This is a genomic window from Capnocytophaga sp. ARDL2 (genome assembly GCF_041530365.1).
GTDB lineage: Bacteria > Bacteroidota > Bacteroidia > Flavobacteriales > Flavobacteriaceae > Flavobacterium.
In genome coordinates this window covers 75,237-90,952 of sequence record NZ_CP168034.1, presented here as the reverse complement: position 1 = coordinate 90,952, position 15,716 = coordinate 75,237, and the positions used below count along the sequence as shown (strand labels likewise).

At 35.8% G+C, this 15,716-nt stretch carries 15 protein-coding genes; 9 read left to right on the top strand and 6 right to left on the bottom strand.

Going from position 1 to position 15,716, the window contains the following annotated elements:
* Positions 1-9 precede the first annotated feature (9 nt).
* The 4 genes from AB4865_RS00465 (at position 10) to AB4865_RS00450 (ending at position 4,281) form a co-directional block, all read left to right on the top strand.
* On the top strand, positions 10-1,887 hold the full coding sequence (locus AB4865_RS00465) for an ATP-dependent DNA helicase RecQ (RefSeq protein ID WP_372473776.1): 1,878 nt from the start codon (positions 10-12) through the stop codon (positions 1,885-1,887).
* Positions 1,888-1,891: 4 nt separating this feature from the next.
* The gene (gene fmt, locus AB4865_RS00460) at positions 1,892-2,836 is read left to right on the top strand and encodes a methionyl-tRNA formyltransferase (RefSeq protein WP_372473775.1); all 945 of its coding nucleotides are present in this window, start codon (positions 1,892-1,894) and stop codon (positions 2,834-2,836) included.
* A gap of 67 nt (positions 2,837-2,903) precedes the next feature.
* Positions 2,904-3,179 (top strand): HU family DNA-binding protein, encoded by a 276-nt coding sequence (locus AB4865_RS00455; protein WP_372473774.1) that lies wholly within the window; start codon positions 2,904-2,906, stop codon positions 3,177-3,179.
* Positions 3,180-3,507: 328 nt separating this feature from the next.
* Positions 3,508-4,281 (top strand): T9SS type A sorting domain-containing protein, encoded by a 774-nt coding sequence (locus tag AB4865_RS00450; RefSeq protein WP_372473773.1) that lies wholly within the window; start codon positions 3,508-3,510, stop codon positions 4,279-4,281.
* Positions 4,282-4,364: 83 nt separating this feature from the next.
* Here the strand turns inward: AB4865_RS00450 and AB4865_RS00445 are convergent, their stop codons facing one another.
* Positions 4,365-5,582 (bottom strand): TCR/Tet family MFS transporter, encoded by a 1,218-nt coding sequence (locus AB4865_RS00445; RefSeq protein WP_372473771.1) that lies wholly within the window; start codon positions 5,580-5,582, stop codon positions 4,365-4,367.
* 481 nt (positions 5,583-6,063) lie between these two features.
* On the bottom strand, positions 6,064-7,278 hold the full coding sequence (locus tag AB4865_RS00440; protein ID WP_372473770.1) for an RsmB/NOP family class I SAM-dependent RNA methyltransferase: 1,215 nt from the start codon (positions 7,276-7,278) through the stop codon (positions 6,064-6,066).
* A gap of 670 nt (positions 7,279-7,948) precedes the next feature.
* Here AB4865_RS00440 and AB4865_RS00435 point away from each other — a divergent pair.
* The 5 genes from AB4865_RS00435 (at position 7,949) to AB4865_RS00415 (ending at position 14,063) form a co-directional block, all read left to right on the top strand.
* A complete protein-coding gene (locus AB4865_RS00435) occupies positions 7,949-9,721 on the top strand; it encodes a peptide MFS transporter (protein ID WP_372473769.1) in 1,773 nt (590 codons plus the stop codon).
* A gap of 5 nt (positions 9,722-9,726) precedes the next feature.
* A complete protein-coding gene (locus tag AB4865_RS00430) occupies positions 9,727-11,127 on the top strand; it encodes a peptide MFS transporter (protein ID WP_372473768.1) in 1,401 nt (466 codons plus the stop codon).
* A 45-nt stretch (positions 11,128-11,172) separates the two neighbouring features.
* Entirely contained in the window at positions 11,173-11,634 is a 462-nt protein-coding gene (locus tag AB4865_RS00425) for a thioredoxin family protein (protein WP_372473767.1), read from the top strand.
* 90 nt (positions 11,635-11,724) lie between these two features.
* Positions 11,725-13,494, top strand: a complete 1,770-nt coding sequence (locus AB4865_RS00420; RefSeq protein ID WP_372473766.1) for an aminopeptidase P family protein — start codon at positions 11,725-11,727, stop codon at positions 13,492-13,494.
* Positions 13,495-13,553: 59 nt separating this feature from the next.
* Positions 13,554-14,063, top strand: coding sequence for a hypothetical protein (locus AB4865_RS00415; RefSeq protein ID WP_372473765.1), 510 nt, complete (start codon positions 13,554-13,556; stop codon positions 14,061-14,063).
* 99 nt (positions 14,064-14,162) lie between these two features.
* On the opposite strand, the gene AB4865_RS00410 is transcribed toward AB4865_RS00415, so the two are convergent.
* From AB4865_RS00410 to AB4865_RS00395, 4 genes are all read right to left on the bottom strand, one after another.
* The gene (locus AB4865_RS00410; RefSeq protein WP_372473764.1) at positions 14,163-14,459 is read right to left on the bottom strand and encodes a hypothetical protein; all 297 of its coding nucleotides are present in this window, start codon (positions 14,457-14,459) and stop codon (positions 14,163-14,165) included.
* A gap of 92 nt (positions 14,460-14,551) precedes the next feature.
* Positions 14,552-14,677 carry a hypothetical protein gene (locus tag AB4865_RS00405; RefSeq protein ID WP_372473763.1) on the bottom strand — a complete coding sequence of 42 codons (126 nt, stop codon included), beginning with the start codon at positions 14,675-14,677 and terminating at the stop codon, positions 14,552-14,554.
* A complete protein-coding gene (locus tag AB4865_RS00400) occupies positions 14,658-15,059 on the bottom strand; it encodes a hypothetical protein (RefSeq protein ID WP_372474921.1) in 402 nt (133 codons plus the stop codon). The genes AB4865_RS00405 and AB4865_RS00400 overlap by 20 nt, the downstream gene beginning before the upstream one ends.
* The gene (locus AB4865_RS00395; protein WP_372473762.1) at positions 15,046-15,618 is read right to left on the bottom strand and encodes a hypothetical protein; all 573 of its coding nucleotides are present in this window, start codon (positions 15,616-15,618) and stop codon (positions 15,046-15,048) included. Before AB4865_RS00395 ends, AB4865_RS00400 begins: the two co-directional genes overlap by 14 nt.
* Positions 15,619-15,716: the final 98 nt, after the last annotated feature.

The following is a 15,716-nucleotide window of genomic DNA, read 5'->3' as shown; positions in this document are numbered from 1 at the left end:
TCATTCACATTGAATAAAGCGTTAGATATATTAAAAGAAAAATTTGGCTATTCATCTTTTAGACAACAGCAGGATGAAATAATCCAATCAGTTGTACAAGAAAATGATACCTTTGTCTTGCTTCCGACAGGTGGAGGAAAGAGTTTGTGCTACCAAATTCCAATGTTGATGAAAGAAGGAATAGGTTTGGTTATTTCTCCACTGATCGCTTTGATGGAAGATCAGGTAAATCAATTGATTCAAAAAGATATTCCAGCTATTAGTTTTGCAGGAATTTATAATAAAGAAGAAAATTATCGTTTGTTGGATAATTGTTTGTATGGACAATATAAAATCATTTATGTTTCACCTGAAAAATTGATTCAACCTTGGTTTCTTGAACGTTTGAGACAGTTGCCTATAAATTGTATAGCAGTTGACGAAGCACACTGTGTTTCTCAATGGGGACATGATTTTAGAACTTCATATCTACAGTTGTTTTTAATTAGAGATATTTTCCCTTCAGTTCCTATGATTGCTTTAACAGCAAGTGCTAATTTGCGTGTACAAGAAGACATTAAAAAGTTATTGCAATTAAGAAATCCTGTGGTTTTTAAAAAATCAGTTGTACGGTCAGAAATGTCTTATATAGTCGAATATACAGAAGCAATAGAGCAGCGAATGGTAGAACTTTTGTCATTACAGAAAAATCCTGCAATTGTTTATGTAAGAAATCGTCAACAAACCGTAGAGTGGGCAAGTCATTTGAATAATTTGGGAGTAAAGGCAAGTTTTTTTCATGGAGGTATGTCATACCGTGAAAAGAAAAATACTTTGCAAAATTGGTTAGACGAGGAAGTCCAAGTTATGGTAGCTACAAACGCTTTTGGAATGGGAATTGACAAACCTAATGTACGTACCGTAATACATATACAATTGCCTGAAAACATAGAGAGTTATTATCAAGAAGTGGGTAGAGCTGGAAGAGACCAAAAACCATCGAAATCTATTGTTTTTTGTAATGAGCGAATTGTGAAACATTTTAAAACGATGTATGAGCGATCGTTGATTTCAAAGGAAGATGTCAAAAAAGTATATCATCACTTTGTACAATATTATAGAATTGCTTATGGCGAAGGAGATGGATTGAGATTTTTGATGAATTTTTCCGCTTTTTGTGAAAAATACAATTTAGATAAAGGAAAAACATTATCGATTTTCCAGTTTTTTGACAGACAAGGGATTTTTATCTTAGATAAAAAATTTCAGTACAGCTCATATTTACATTTTTTAGTAGAAAATGACGATGCTATTCAGTTTTTTAGAAATAATCCTATAGAAGAAAGATTGTTTTTGTTTATCATACAAAATTATCGAGGAGTTTCACAAATGGAAACAGAAATCAATGTAAAACACATTTCTAAACAATTGATGTATAGTGAAGAGATGATTTTGGGCGTTTTGAACAAATGGAAAGAAAAAGGTTGGTGTACATTTTCAAATCAGGGAAATGATTTAGAAATAATATTCAATGAAATAAGACAAGATGATTATACACTCAATCCAAGATTGAAATACATAAAACAACACAATGAATTAAAAAAAACTCAATTTGATCAAATGCTCAAATGGGTACTTGACGAAGACGAGTGTAAGTCAAAGCAAATCGCAAATTATTTTGGAGAAGAAGCAATAGATTGTGGAATATGTTCGGTTTGTATAAAAAATAAAACGATTTTAGTAGATTGGGATAAAGAATTAAAGAAATTTGATTCTGGAGATAAAATAGCTATAAATCAATTATTGGAAAAACATCAAGCTCAATGGGAAGATCTTTTGCCCTTTCTTGATCAATTATTGATGAATAATAAAATAGAAATAAAGAATAATTATATAATAGTAAAATAATTTTATGGATAAGTTGCGTATCGTGTTTATGGGGACACCTGATTTTGCAGTAGGAATATTGGATGCAATAAGGGAAACTGAACATAAAATAGTAGGTGTAGTAACTGCACCAGATAAACCAGCAGGAAGAGGTCAAAAGCTCTCTGAGTCGGCTGTAAAAAAATATGCTGTAAAACATAATTTAAAAGTGTTGCAACCAACCAATTTAAAGTCTTCAGAATTTTTAGAAAAGTTAAAAGCACTTGAGGCAGATGTACAAGTAGTAGTTGCCTTTAGGATGTTGCCTAAAGAAGTATGGCAAATGCCTGAAAAAGGAACATTTAACTTACATGCATCGTTGTTGCCAGAATATAGAGGAGCAGCACCTATTAATTGGGCAATAATTAATGGAGAAACAGAAACAGGAGTAACAACTTTTTTTATAGATGAGCAGATAGATACAGGAGCAATGATATTGCACAAAAAAGAAGCAATACACGAAAACGATAATGTAGGGACACTCCATGACCGTTTGATGAATTTAGGGAAAACGGCAGTGGTGGAAACTTTAGAGCAAATTGCACATGGCAGTGTCAGCGTTCAAAAACAAGAAATAGTGCCTCAAAAGACAGCGTATAAATTGTTTAAAGAAAATACGCAAATCGACTGGAGTAAAAGTGGAAAAGAAATCTATAATCATATTAGAGGATTGTCGCCATACCCAACAGCTTGGAGTAATATGCAGCACGAAGGAAAGGAATTTCAAGTAAAGATTTATGAAGCAAAATTTGAGGGCACAACACCAAAACATCAACAGTTAGATTTAGTATATGATAAACAATCTCTAAAAGTGTGTGTGAAAGATGGATACATTAGTATATTGCAGTTGCAAATGCCAGGAAAAAAGGCTACAGATATAAAATCTTTTCTAAATGGATTTAAAATTGAAGCAAATACTAAGTTTTTTTAGAAAAAAATTGCATATAAATTTTTTTTGTATAAATTTGTCTTTTAGATATTAAATAAATAAAAAAGTTATGAATAAAACTGAACTTATTGATGCAATTGCTGCTGAAGCAGGAATTACAAAAGTACAAGCGAAATTAGCTTTAGAATCATTTTTAGGAAGCGTTACTTCTACTTTAGAAAAAGGAGGAAAAGTGTCTTTAGTAGGATTTGGTTCTTGGTCTTTGTCTGAGCGTTCAGCAAGAGAAGGAAGAAATCCTCAAACAGGAAAAACCATCAAAATCGCTGCTAAAAAAGTGGTTAAATTTAAAGCAGGTTCTGAATTAGAAGCAGTTGTAAACAAGTAATTTATTGTTTGTAATAAAAATGAAATAGAGGTTGTCGTTTCGGACAGCCTCTATATTTTTATTGTAACATAAAATTAAACGATTTTTCGAGTGTTAATTGTTTGTTTGAATATTGAAGAATTTGTTTAAATCATTAGGAAATGATTAATGATTGTATTAAAACAATAAATAATATTTAAAAATTAAATAAATGTAAAAAATAATGTTTTATTATTTTGAAAAATATAATTATATTTGAAAAGTCAAAACGGAAAGCGTTATATGGAGATTATACATTAATTGCTAATTTGTAGAGTTTTTGTTAATGCTTTTTCTAATAAAAATAGCTATGAAAAATACAGTTATTTTAGCTTTTCTTTTTATTGGATTATATGGAAAAGCTCAACAAGTTTATGTTGAAACATTTGATAATTCCACAGAATTGAATAGTTCTTATAAGAATATTGAGTTTGTAGGATTGGAGGGTATTAATTATAGTTGTGTACAATGTGCCTATTTAGAGTCCAATGCGATTGAAGGTAGAAGTGTCATATTGAGAAATGCCAATAGTAGTTTGGAAGCAACGTATCCATCGGGAATTTCTGCACTATCGTTTCAGTATCGTAAAGCGTTTTCAGGAGCAAGCGCGAGAAGAATCAAAGTTTATTTAAATGATACTCTCGTTGATGAAATTGGTCCTTTCGGCTTGGGTTCTGGAGTTGAGGCAACGGTCTATGATTATGAAATGTCCAGTGAAATATTTCAAAATATAGATATGACTAATGGTGTAACTCTAAAAATTACAGCTGTAAATACTAGTAACAATTATCAAGTAACTATTGATAATCTTTCGTGGACACCTATACAATCTCTATCTTTAGACAAAGAAAATGTTTCAAATAGATTAGTTCTCTTTCCAAATCCGACGTCTGAATTTATTTCAATAGATGGGATGGATGAGGAAGTAGAAAAGTTTAGAATATTTGATGTTTCTGGTAAAAAAATATTAGAAGGAAATTATCAAAGTACGATTGATGTGATTCATCTTGAAAGCGGAACGTACTTTATAGAGCTGTTTTCAAATGATAAAGTAATAAACAGAAGTTCGTTTGTTAAAAAGTGATGTTTATTTTGTGATTAATTAATGTGGGAAAAACGATACGGTATTTTTACTCGTGTCGTTTTTTTGTTAAAATATGTGTCGTTCTACAGTTCCTTTACTTGCTTCAAACCTTTATACGCATATCCCCAAGCGATACAAACCAAAATTGTCGCTAAAACAAATGGTGCTCCAGGGAAATCAAATCTCGTATCTTCTTTGGTAAACCAATAAAAGAGTGTAGTCATTACTACAGGTCCAAATGTAGCTGTGGCACTGTTTACACTTGCCAAAGTACTCTGTATTTGTCCTTGTTCGTTGGGAGGAATGTGTCCTGTGATTTCAGATTGTACGGCAGGTCCTGCGATTCCACCTAAGCAATAAGGAATAACGAAAAGAAATATCATCCATTCTTGCGATGCAAAGGCAATGAGAAATTGCCCTATTGCATTTAGTGCAAATCCAATCAAAATACTCTTGGAATTGCCCAACTTTGGATTGACAAACCGTACCAATATTCCTTGAACCAATCCGATGAGTATGCCGACAAATCCGAGGGAAATTCCAATCATGCGTTCGTCCCAATCGTAGCGATAAATCGTGTAAAAACTCCAGTTACCATTGATGGCATGCGAAGCAAAATACATAAAAAACATAGCGGTAACTAATGGTATTACAATTGGATAACGCTTGAGTCTAAGTAGAGCCCCAACTGGGTTCATCGATTTCCACTCCAAAGTTCGGCGTTTGTCTTTGGGCAGAGATTCTGGTAGTAGGAAATATCCGTAAATAAAATTGACAAAGCACAAAAAAGCTGCTGCATAAAATGGCACTCTTGCACCATATACCCCTAAAACTCCACCGATGAGTGGCCCGATGATAAAACCCAAACCAAATGCAGCACCTACCAAACCGAAATTTTTTGCTCTGTCTTTCGGTGTACTCACATCAGCGATATATGCCATCGCTGTTGATACACTAGCACCTGTCAATCCAGCTAATATTCGTCCGATAAACAACCAGAAAATAGAGTTTGCTGATGCTAATATTAGATAGTCTATGGTAAAGGCAGCTAATGAAATCAGCACAATGGGTCTGCGTCCAAAACGATCGGAAAGTCCACCTACTAAAGGAGCGAAAACAAATTGTGTAAAGGCATAAGCAAAAGCCAACCAGCCTCCTATTTTAGAAGCTTCGCTTACACCCACACTTCCCAATTCTTGCAAGAGTTTGGGCAAAACGGGAATGATGATTCCGATGCCAATGATGTCTATGAGTAATGTGATAAATATAAAGCCTACTGCGGCTTTTTTTGTGGTTTGCATATGTGTGATCTGATAATATGTAATTAGTTAGACATTAAGAAAGGTGAAAACTATCCTAATGGCAAACTATTGATGATTGGAAAAATATTTTTTGTAATGCTGATTTGAATTACTCTCAAATTTGTTGATGTGATAACTTTCACCTATTAAACCTGTCTAAACTTTTACTTTTACTCTTAAAAAGTTTAGACAGGTTTATTGACAAAAGAATAAATATTCTTAAAATATTTTTTGATTACATAATTTGAAATTGGACTAAAGTCATTTGTTGTTATAAAATAAGATTTTTTGTTATTAATTTCATTTTCTTGTAATTTCTTGTTAATTTTATTAAAAACTTTAACATTTAATACATGCTTATCATATTTTTCATAAATCAATAATAGCTCAATGTCATTAAAGTTTGAAATAGAGTCTTTATCTGTAAATAATATTATTGATTTTTCAAAAATGATAGAATCAATATGTTTGATTTATAAAATTATTCAAGACGCTCCAACAAACACATATAAAACCCATCAAATCCAGATTTGTGAGCCAATACTTTTTCGTCTTTGATGAATTTGAAATTCTTTCCAAAATCGGTTTTCAAAAACTTTTCGATTTGTTTTTCGTTTTCCGATGGCAAAATCGAGCAAGTGGCATACACCAATTTACCTCCAGGTTTTACGATTTTGGAATAGCTATTTAATATTTCTTCTTGCGTTTTGCGAATTTCATCCAAAAATTCGGGTTGTAATTTCCATTTGCTATCTGGGTTTCTTTTCAAAACACCCAGTCCAGAGCAAGGAGCGTCGATCAATACACGGTCGGCTTTTTCGTGTAGTTTTTTGATGATTTTGGTCGAGTCGATGATGCGGTATTCTATATTAAAAACACCGTTTCTCTTGGCACGGATTTTTAATTGTTTTTGTTTACTTTCGTACAAATCCATTGCGATGATTTGTCCTTTGTTTTGCATGATGTCTGCAATGTGTAAAGTTTTTCCGCCCGCACCTGCACAGGTGTCAACTACTCGCATTCCAGGTTGAATGTCTAACAATGGAGCTACTTTTTGCGAAGAAGCGTCTTGTACTTCAAACCACCCTTCCTTAAAGGCTTTTGTTATAAATACATTGGCTCTTTCTTTGAGAATCAAAGCATTTGGGTATTTTTCGTCAGAATAGGTTTCGATGTTTTCGTCCATCAAAACGGCTCTCAATTTACTTTTTGTGGTTTTCAAATTATTTACACGCAAAACCACATGAGCTTGTTGGTTTTGAGCAGCAATTTCTTTGTTCCAAATCTCTTCTCCGAGTTCTTTCACGCCCACTTCGTCGATCCAGTCTGGGATAGATTCGCGGAATTTTCTGATTTTGCTTAGCTCGTCAAAACGCCCTTTTATACGACGCGTAGGAGTGTTTTTAAATTGTTTCCAGTCGGGAAGCAAAATTCCTCTCAAAGTAGCCCATACCGCAAAGATACGCCACAAATCTTCTCTAGAAAAAGGTTCTTTGACCTCAGCAATTTCGGCATAAAGGCGTTTCCAACGCACAATTTCATAAATCGTTTCCGCGATAAATTTTCGGTCTTTGCTACCCCAGCGGTTGTCTTTTTTTAGAGCTTTTGCAACTACTTTATCTGCATAGTCTCCGTCGTTAAATATCATTACGAGCGAATCAATAACGGTAAAGACTAAATTTTTGTGTAATTTCATGTTTTTTGTTTGAATGGTCTGCAAAGATACGGATTTATTTGACACCTACGGTGTTGGTATAAGCCGCGAATTACACAAATTTTCACGAATTATTTTTATACACAAACGAACTTCTCAGAAGCTTTTGAGCATCGATTATTAACTTCTGAGATGTTGAAAACTTAGCGTATCGTTTTTTTCAAAGGCGAAACAGAGATTTCTTTAAACCACATAGGACACAATAGAAACATAGAAATTACTGTATGTAAATGATTAGACGCTACGCTTTTTAGAGAAAACATTGGCTGTTATGTATAGAAAATATAGTCAAAGTTATTAAAGTAGTGGTGATAACTTTTACGAGGTATTAATAACTGTGTGTATTTCGGATTGGGTAAATATTTTACTATTCTTATGAATGAACAATTTTGCAGCTACTTGCGTCAGGGGGAGAGGCATTGTTGGAGCTCTTTTGCATCGAAACGATAGTGGAGAGGTAAAAAGCGACTGACGAACACCCGACCCACTCCTTGATACATTGAAATTTATGTGATTATGTGTTGAAAATGAAGAGGAGTGGGGTACGCTCAAAAGAAAAAATGAGGTGTTATGAAAAAAATAGTTAAATCAATTTAAAAAAATTGTATATTGCGAACTGAATTTTTTTAAAAAATTAAAATCTTTTATAGTAATGCAAACGGATATACAACAATCTGATTTTTACAAATCTACGGTATTGGGACAGCGTTCGGGACTGTTTGTTTTGTTTTTTACAGAGATGTGGGAACGATTCTCTTTCTACGGTATGCGCGTGTTGTTGATACCTTTTTTGACAGCTGTAGTACTCGAAAACGACCCTGCTCGTAGTGGTTGGGGATGGGATGCTCAGCAAGCGGGTGCTTTGTACGGTACCTATGCGATGATGCTGTATCTGACGCCAATTTTTGGTGGTATTATCGCCGATAAATACATTGGGTCGCGTATGGCGATTATCATCGGTGCGATCATCATGACGCTCGGACACGCGGCTATGGCTATCGACAGCGAAATTATGTTTATGCTGGGATTGGCTGGTTTGGTGATTGGTACAGGATTTTTTAAACCGAATATGCCTTCGATTTTGGGGCAAATGTACAAGGATTTGCCTGAGAAAAAAGATGGTGCCTATACCATTTTCTACATGGGGGTAAACTCGGGAGCGTTTTTTGGGATGCTACTTTGTGGATACATTGGTGAAGAAGTGGGCTGGCATTATGGCTTTGGATTGGCTGGTATCTTTATGTTGTTGGGGACTTTGCAGTTTGTGTTTGCAAAGCCTTTGATGGGCAACTTGGGGATTTTGACCAAAAAATCGGATGCAAATCAGGTGAAAGAGCAAGAGGTGTTGGAAACGAAACCAAATCCTTTTACACAGCTTGATATAGCTTTGACAATAGTTGTTTCTGTTATAGGTTTGGCGTTTGCCTTTAACGACCCTTTGTCGAAAAACGGCGTGTTGGACATGTTCCAATTTATGGATACTGAGGTACTTCGTGGACAATATATTGCGGTGATTGTAGCGTTGGTATTGTTTGTTTACTTGTTGGTTTCTCGTATTTTGCGTTACGAACCTATCGTAAGAGATCGTATGTTTGCCGTGGGAATGTTGGCTTTTTTCTTGTTGTTTTTCTTTATGAGTTTTGAGCAAGGAGCCAGTTCGTTGGTGTTGATTGCGAGAGATTATACAGAGCGTACATTAGACGGTTCGGCAGCATTGATTTTTAAAGTAGTAAATGCAGGATTGACCATAGTGCCATTGGCGATTATTTCGTATGTATTGGTAAAATTGGCACAAACAACTTGGTCAAAAATTGCACTATCAAATGTGGTTTTGATTGTATGTTTCTTATTGATTTGGGCGGTATCATTGTGGATGCTCAATATAGAATTTGGAAAAGAAACTTCTGAAATAAAATTTACTTGGTTCTCAATTTTGAACTCATTCTTCGTGATTTCATTGGCTTCGGTAGTATCAAAAATTTGGAATTCTAAATACAATCCGCCAGCGGCATTCAAATACGGATTTGGATTGTTGTTGGTTTCTGTAGGATTTTTTGTAATGTATTTAGGATACGAACTTTCAGGTGCAAGAGAAAACGACGCTGTGAAAATGTCTATGATTTTCTTGGTGATTACTTATCTATTCCACACATTGGGAGAGTTGTTTATGTCTCCAGTGGGACTTTCGTATGTATCTAAATTGGTACCAGCTCGTATGCTTACCTTTATGTTTGGTATTTGGTACTTGGCATTGGCAATTGCAAATAAAATTGCCGCCGCATTGGGAGGTCAGGTAGAAGTAATCAAAGAGGAACACGGATTGGGAATGTTTTTCTTAATCTTTACTTTCATCCCAGCAGCGGCAGGTGTATTGGTGATGTTGGTAAGTCCAGTGATTAAAAAATTAATGCATGGAATAAAATAATAAAAATGGAAAGTGTAGCAAATTCAACTAAAAAAGGGCATCCTAAAGGGTTATACCTTTTATTCTTCACAGAAATGTGGGAGCGTTTTTCGTACTACGGAATGCGTGCAATTTTAATTTATTATCTTACAAAAACCTATATTCAAGGGGGATTAGGAATGGACAAATCAGAGGCAACTATGCTGTTTGGTGTATTTGCTGGTTTGGTTTATTTCACTCCGTTGATTGGAGGTTGGTTGGCTGACCAATACATCGGAAAGCGTAAAGCGATTACGATTGGTGGTATAACTATGATGTTGGGTCAGTTTGTATTATTTGGAATGAACAATATGACTGGTTTGTATATCGGTTTGTTGTTGTTGATTATTGGTAATGGATTTTTCAAACCAAATATTTCTACATTAGTAGGAGGATTGTACGAGGATGGAGATGACCGTAGAGATTCGGCGTTTTCTATTTTCTATATGGGAATCAACTTGGGAGCGTTTCTGGCTCCGTTGGTAATTGGATATTTGACTGACGATTTGTTTGCTGTAAAAGAGGGTGACCAAATCATGTCGTATGGATATAAATATGGATTCTTGGCTTCGGGTATCGGTATGTTGTTAGGACAGTTGATGTTCAACACTATGGCACAGAAATACTTAGGAGATTTGGGTGCAAAACCAGTGGGGTCTTCTAAAGTGGGTGAAGTGGTAGAAAATTTGAACTCAGTAAACCCACAAACTGGAGAAATATTGAACAAACAACAAGAGGGACAAAGAATTTCGGTGATTTTTATCTTGTTTTTGTTTGCGGTGTTCTTTTGGGCTGGATTTGAGCAAGCAGGTTCTTCATTAGCATTATATACCGATTCTTATATCGATAGAAGAATTGGAAACTTTGAAGTACCAGCATCTTGGTTCCAATCAGTAAACCCATTGTTTATTGTGGCATTGGCACCGTTATTTGCTATTTTCTGGAATTCAAAATTAGGTAAGAGATTGAGTACTCCAGTAAAAATGGGAGTTGGTATGATCATCTTAGGAATTGGATTCTTGTTTATGTTGGGAGCTGTAGCAGAAAGAGCGGCAAATGGGGATATCAACGACGAGGCAAACAAAGCAGCGATGATGTGGTTGATCATGACTTATTTGTTGCATACAATTGGTGAATTGTGTTTGTCACCAGTAGGATTGTCTGTAGTTACAAAACTTTCGCCTCCAAAATTGGCTTCTATCTTGATGGCAGTATGGATGTTGTCGTCTTCAGCGGCAAACTTTATCGGAGGATTTGTAGCCTCAAGTGTTGAAACATTAGGAGCAGGGCAAGTGTTTACATACATTGCAGGATTTGTAATGATTTGTGGAATTTTGTTGATATTATTAAACAAGTTCATCTTAAAATTGATGCACGGTGTAAAATAGGCACACTATTTGTTATTGCTGATAGTATAATTAATTTTTTATAAAATGAAAAGAATCTTATTAGTAGTATTGATTGCATTGTTTGGTATGGTAAGCAATGTACAAGCTCAAATCAAATGGATGAGCATGAGTGAAGCGTTGAGCGCTCAAAAGAAAAACAAAAAACCTATTTTCTTAGATGCGTACACTGTATGGTGTGGACCATGTAAAATGTTGGATAAACAAACTTTCTCTGACGAGGCGTTTGCAAAATTTATCAACGACAATTACAATCCAGTGAAATTTAACGCTGAAGGAAATGAGGAGTTTAGCTTTCAAGGTAAAGCCTACAAAAACCCCGGTTATCAAGAAGCTCGAAAAAACTCAAGAAATTCAGTTCACGAATTTACATTGGCAATTGGTGTAAGAGCTTATCCTACTATGATGGTTATCGACCAAAATGGTAAAGTAATCAAAAACATTATGGGAGTAAGACCAGCTGATGAATTGATGAAAGAATTGAAATAGTTTAATTAATTTTATGGAAATCCCATTTAACTTATTAGTTGAATGGGATTTTTTTTGATAACTTTACATTTCAAATAAAATAGTTTTACAATGACTACAAATCAAAAAATACAAGCACTTCGCGAGAAGATGCAACAAGAAAATATCCACGCATTTGTCGTGTTTTCGGCTGACCCACATATGAGCGAATACCTTCCTGATGAATGGCAAGAACGCTCGTGGTTGACGGGTTTTACCGGTTCGGCGGGTTTTGCGGTGGTTACAACTACGCAGTCGGCTTTATGGACAGATGGTCGCTATTTTGTACAAGCTCCGATTGAGTTGGAGGGAAGCGAAATTCAGTTGATGAAAGATGACGTGGAGGAAACTCCCAATTATATCGATTGGATTATTTCGCAAACCCCTAAAAACGGAAAAGTTGCGGTAAATGCCTTAGCAACTTCTAATGCCAATTGGGAGGCTTTGGAAAGTAAATTGAAAGCGAAAAATATTCAGTTGGTAGATGCTGCTTTGTTGGAAAACATTTGGACAGATAGAGGAACACCTTCTAAAAACGAAATATTTGCTCATCCACTAAAATGGGCGGGGCAATCGGTATCGGATAAATTGTCGGCTATTCGACAAAAAATGTCAGAGATGGGTGCGTCGTTGCATATCATTTCAAGTTTAGACGATGTGGCTTGGACGGTGAATTTGCGTGGTAGCGATGTGGATTGCAACCCTGTGTTTTTAGGATATATCGCCCTTTCGCCAAACGAAGCGATCCTTTTTGTAGATGATGAAAAATTGAATGAGGAAGCTAAAAAGCAATTAGCCGAAGCTGAGGTGAAAACCTTGCCTTATGAAGAGTTTTTCTCATTTTTAGGAAAATTCAACGGAGAAAAAGTGTTGATTTCGCCAAATTGCAACCAATCGGTGTTTTTTGCCTTGAAAAAAAATAATTCGTTTATCAAAGCTGCCGTTCCAGGCAATTTGATGAAAGCTCAGAAAAACGCTACCGAATTGGAAGGTTTCCGCAAGGTGATGGTTCGCGATGGGGTGGCGATGGTGAAATTTTTATATTGGCTGAAACACAATGTAGGCAAAGAACCGATGACGGAATATTCTATTGGATTGAAATTGAGAGGATTTCGTGCGGCAGGAGAGAATTTCGTAGGCGAAAGTTTCGGAAGTATCATCGGATACAAAGGCAACGGTGCGATTGTGCATTATTCAGCTCCTGAAAACGGCAGTAAAGAAGTTACCAACGACGGTAGTATTTTGATAGATTCTGGAGGTCAGTATTTGGAAGGAACGACCGATATTACAAGAACTTTGGCTTTGGGAACAGTTTCTGATGAATTTAAAAGAGATTGTACTTTGGTGTTGAAAGGAATGATTGAATTGTCATTGGTAAAATTCCCTAAAGGCACTCGTGGGGTGCAATTGGATGCCATTGCGAGAATGCCGTTGTGGTTGCATGGTAAAGATTACGCACACGGCACAGGGCACGGTGTGGGAAGTTTTATGAATGTACACGAAGGGCCTCAGAATATTCGCAAAGACATGAATCCGCAGGAGTTGTTGGCAGGAATGGTTTGCTCCAACGAACCTGGGTTTTATGTAGAAAATCAGTACGGAATCCGTCACGAAAATTTGGTCGCTGTAACTGAATTGGAAACCACAACTTCGGGTACTTTCTACGGATTTGAAACCTTAACGCTTTGTCCGTTTTTCAAAGATGTTATCGCTGTAGAACTACTCACCGAAGAAGAAAAAGACTGGCTCAATGCCTACCACAAAACTTGCCAAGATAAACTTGCTCCGCACCTTGAAGGTGAGGTTAAAGCTTGGTTCTTGGAGTTGGTGAGTCCTTTATGATAAAATATAACCTTGTCAAGACTTTGTAGTTTTGGCAAGGTTTTCTTAATTAAATGCTTATGAAATTACTTTTTATAATAGCAATAGTAGGATTTTCCTCTTATTCATTCAGAGGAAATCTAAGTTCGAAGGTTACAATTGAAGAGCAACAACCTAATAATCGTTTGCAAATTCCCAAACAGTTCACCAAAGACTTGCAACAAGGGAAATCTTTGCAAAAATATTTTGCCGAAAATTGGACTTTCTATTACGAGCAGTACTTCCGAGGAATGGGGCAAACCTCGGGTTTTATCAAAAATCTTTCCGTTGAGAAAATTAATAAAACTATAGCCCTTATTGTTCATTGCGACGGCGAAGGGTGGTTTGAAAAAAAGCCCGCAAAGAAATACAATTATAAATTTGTGCTTAACAAACAAATCAGTGATTGGGATCGGTATGAGGTAGAAGCTACAGATGAGAGTAATAAATTTTATATTCACGGTGGTGGTGCATCTGAATATATTTACATCTATTTTAACAAGGATAACAAAATCGAAAAACTTTCTTTTTACGATATTGACCCAGGATAGGATATTTGCTCAGGCAATTATTCCGTGGTAACTCCTAATTCTTTCAGATAATCTTCCATGTTGCAGTCGGAATTGCCCAGTTGTAACAAGCTATTCATATTATCCCAATAGCAATTTTTGGGCAAATTGGTGCTTTACACTACTCGATTTTAGCAATAGAAATACTTTGTCCACCGAGATATCCGAAATGGAATAACAGTTAGCATCCGTATCTTCTACTAATACAACTAAAGGATGTTCTATACTCTCTGTTCCGATGAATTTCTTGATATTCTCGTCTTTGCTGATTATATTTTCAACTTTTTCATTTAACTCGAGTTGAAATAAATCTACTTTTTCTTGCTCTTTGCAAGATATCATCGATATTATCAATGAAAGAAATAGTAAATTTTTCATACTTTAGTAAATCAAATATACATATTTTTTTGATGGAATAAATCGTTTGCATTAAAAACAAAAAAAACCGCCCCAAAAGGCGGTTTTATCATTTATTTTGCATCGGTATACATAAAAGTTTCTCCTTGTTCGTATATCACATTTGAGCGACCTACAATCAGCGGATCTACTTTTCCGATTTTGTTGAGGTTTTTCTTTTTATAAGGTACTTTGTGCAAGACATAACGCATCGCATTTAGACGAGCTCTCTTTTTTACAGTTTGATTTTACCACTGTCCACGGAGCGTCTGATGTATCGGTGTAGAAAAACATTTTTTCCTTAGCCTGTGTATAGTCGTCCCATTTGTCCAACGAAGCCTTGTCAATTGGCGATAGTTTCCATTGTTTTAATGGGTGTGTTTCGCGGTCTTTAAAGCGGCGTTTTTGCTCTTCTTGGCTAACAGAGAACCAGAATTTAATCAAGATAATACCACTGCGAACCAAATTTCTTTCAAACTCAGGAGCTTGACGCATAAATTCTAAGTATTCCTCATCGGTACAGAACCCCATTACGCGTTCTACCCCTGCACGGTTGTACCACGAGCGGTCAAAGAGTACGATTTCGCCTTTGGTAGGTAAAATGCTTTACATAGCGTTGGAAATACCATTGCCCCGATTCTTCTTGCGTAGGTTTTTCCAAGGCAACCACTCTCGCACCACGAGGGTTTAGGTGTTCCATTACACGCTTGATAGTTCCTCCTTTACCCGCAGCATCACGCCCTTCGAAAAGGATAACCACACGAGCACCAGTTTCTTTTACCCACGCTTGCAATTTGAGCAATTCTACTTGAAGATCGTACTTTTGTTTTTCATAGTTCTTACGCGACATTAAGTTTTTGTATGGATACTCGCCATTTTGCCATTTTGCCACCAATTCTTCGTCAGGGAGTATTTTAGAGTTTTCTTCCATGATTTCCTGTCTTAGAAGCTCTAAAATGAGTTTTTTCTCTTTTTTAGGGAAATTGTTTAGGTAGTCTTTCGCAGCTTGAGCTTTGCTTTTACTTGTGAGGATTTGGTCGCTCAATGCACGAGTTTCGGCTTTGGTTTTGCCAGCGATTACATCGCCCTCGGCTACAGTTTTTGGAGTTACATTTTCGATTGCGGTCGTTTCGCTAATCACAGTTTTGTCGATTGAATTTGCGTTGTTTGTGGTAGTTTTTTTTTTCTCATTTTTGTTGTTATTTTCTTATCAGAATGTACGAAAAAAAGTTGAGATAA

What these genes read in the sequence shown, in the direction of transcription:
- fmt (WP_372473775.1), top strand. Translation starts at nt 1,892, where the DNA reads ATGGATAAGTTGCGTATCGTGTTTATGGGGACACCTGATTTTGCAGTA.
- AB4865_RS00430 (WP_372473768.1), top strand. Translation starts at nt 9,727, where the DNA reads ATGGAAAGTGTAGCAAATTCAACTAAAAAAGGGCATCCTAAAGGGTTA.
- AB4865_RS00445 (WP_372473771.1), bottom strand. Translation starts at nt 5,582, where the DNA reads ATGCAAACCACAAAAAAAGCCGCAGTAGGCTTTATATTTATCACATTA.
- AB4865_RS00440 (WP_372473770.1), bottom strand. Translation starts at nt 7,278, where the DNA reads ATGAAATTACACAAAAATTTAGTCTTTACCGTTATTGATTCGCTCGTA.
- AB4865_RS00450 (WP_372473773.1), top strand. Translation starts at nt 3,508, where the DNA reads ATGAAAAATACAGTTATTTTAGCTTTTCTTTTTATTGGATTATATGGA.
- AB4865_RS00435 (WP_372473769.1), top strand. Translation starts at nt 7,949, where the DNA reads ATGCAAACGGATATACAACAATCTGATTTTTACAAATCTACGGTATTG.
- AB4865_RS00420 (WP_372473766.1), top strand. Translation starts at nt 11,725, where the DNA reads ATGACTACAAATCAAAAAATACAAGCACTTCGCGAGAAGATGCAACAA.
- AB4865_RS00425 (WP_372473767.1), top strand. Translation starts at nt 11,173, where the DNA reads ATGAAAAGAATCTTATTAGTAGTATTGATTGCATTGTTTGGTATGGTA.
- AB4865_RS00415 (WP_372473765.1), top strand. Translation starts at nt 13,554, where the DNA reads ATGAAATTACTTTTTATAATAGCAATAGTAGGATTTTCCTCTTATTCA.
- AB4865_RS00410 (WP_372473764.1), bottom strand. Translation starts at nt 14,459, where the DNA reads ATGAAAAATTTACTATTTCTTTCATTGATAATATCGATGATATCTTGC.
- AB4865_RS00455 (WP_372473774.1), top strand. Translation starts at nt 2,904, where the DNA reads ATGAATAAAACTGAACTTATTGATGCAATTGCTGCTGAAGCAGGAATT.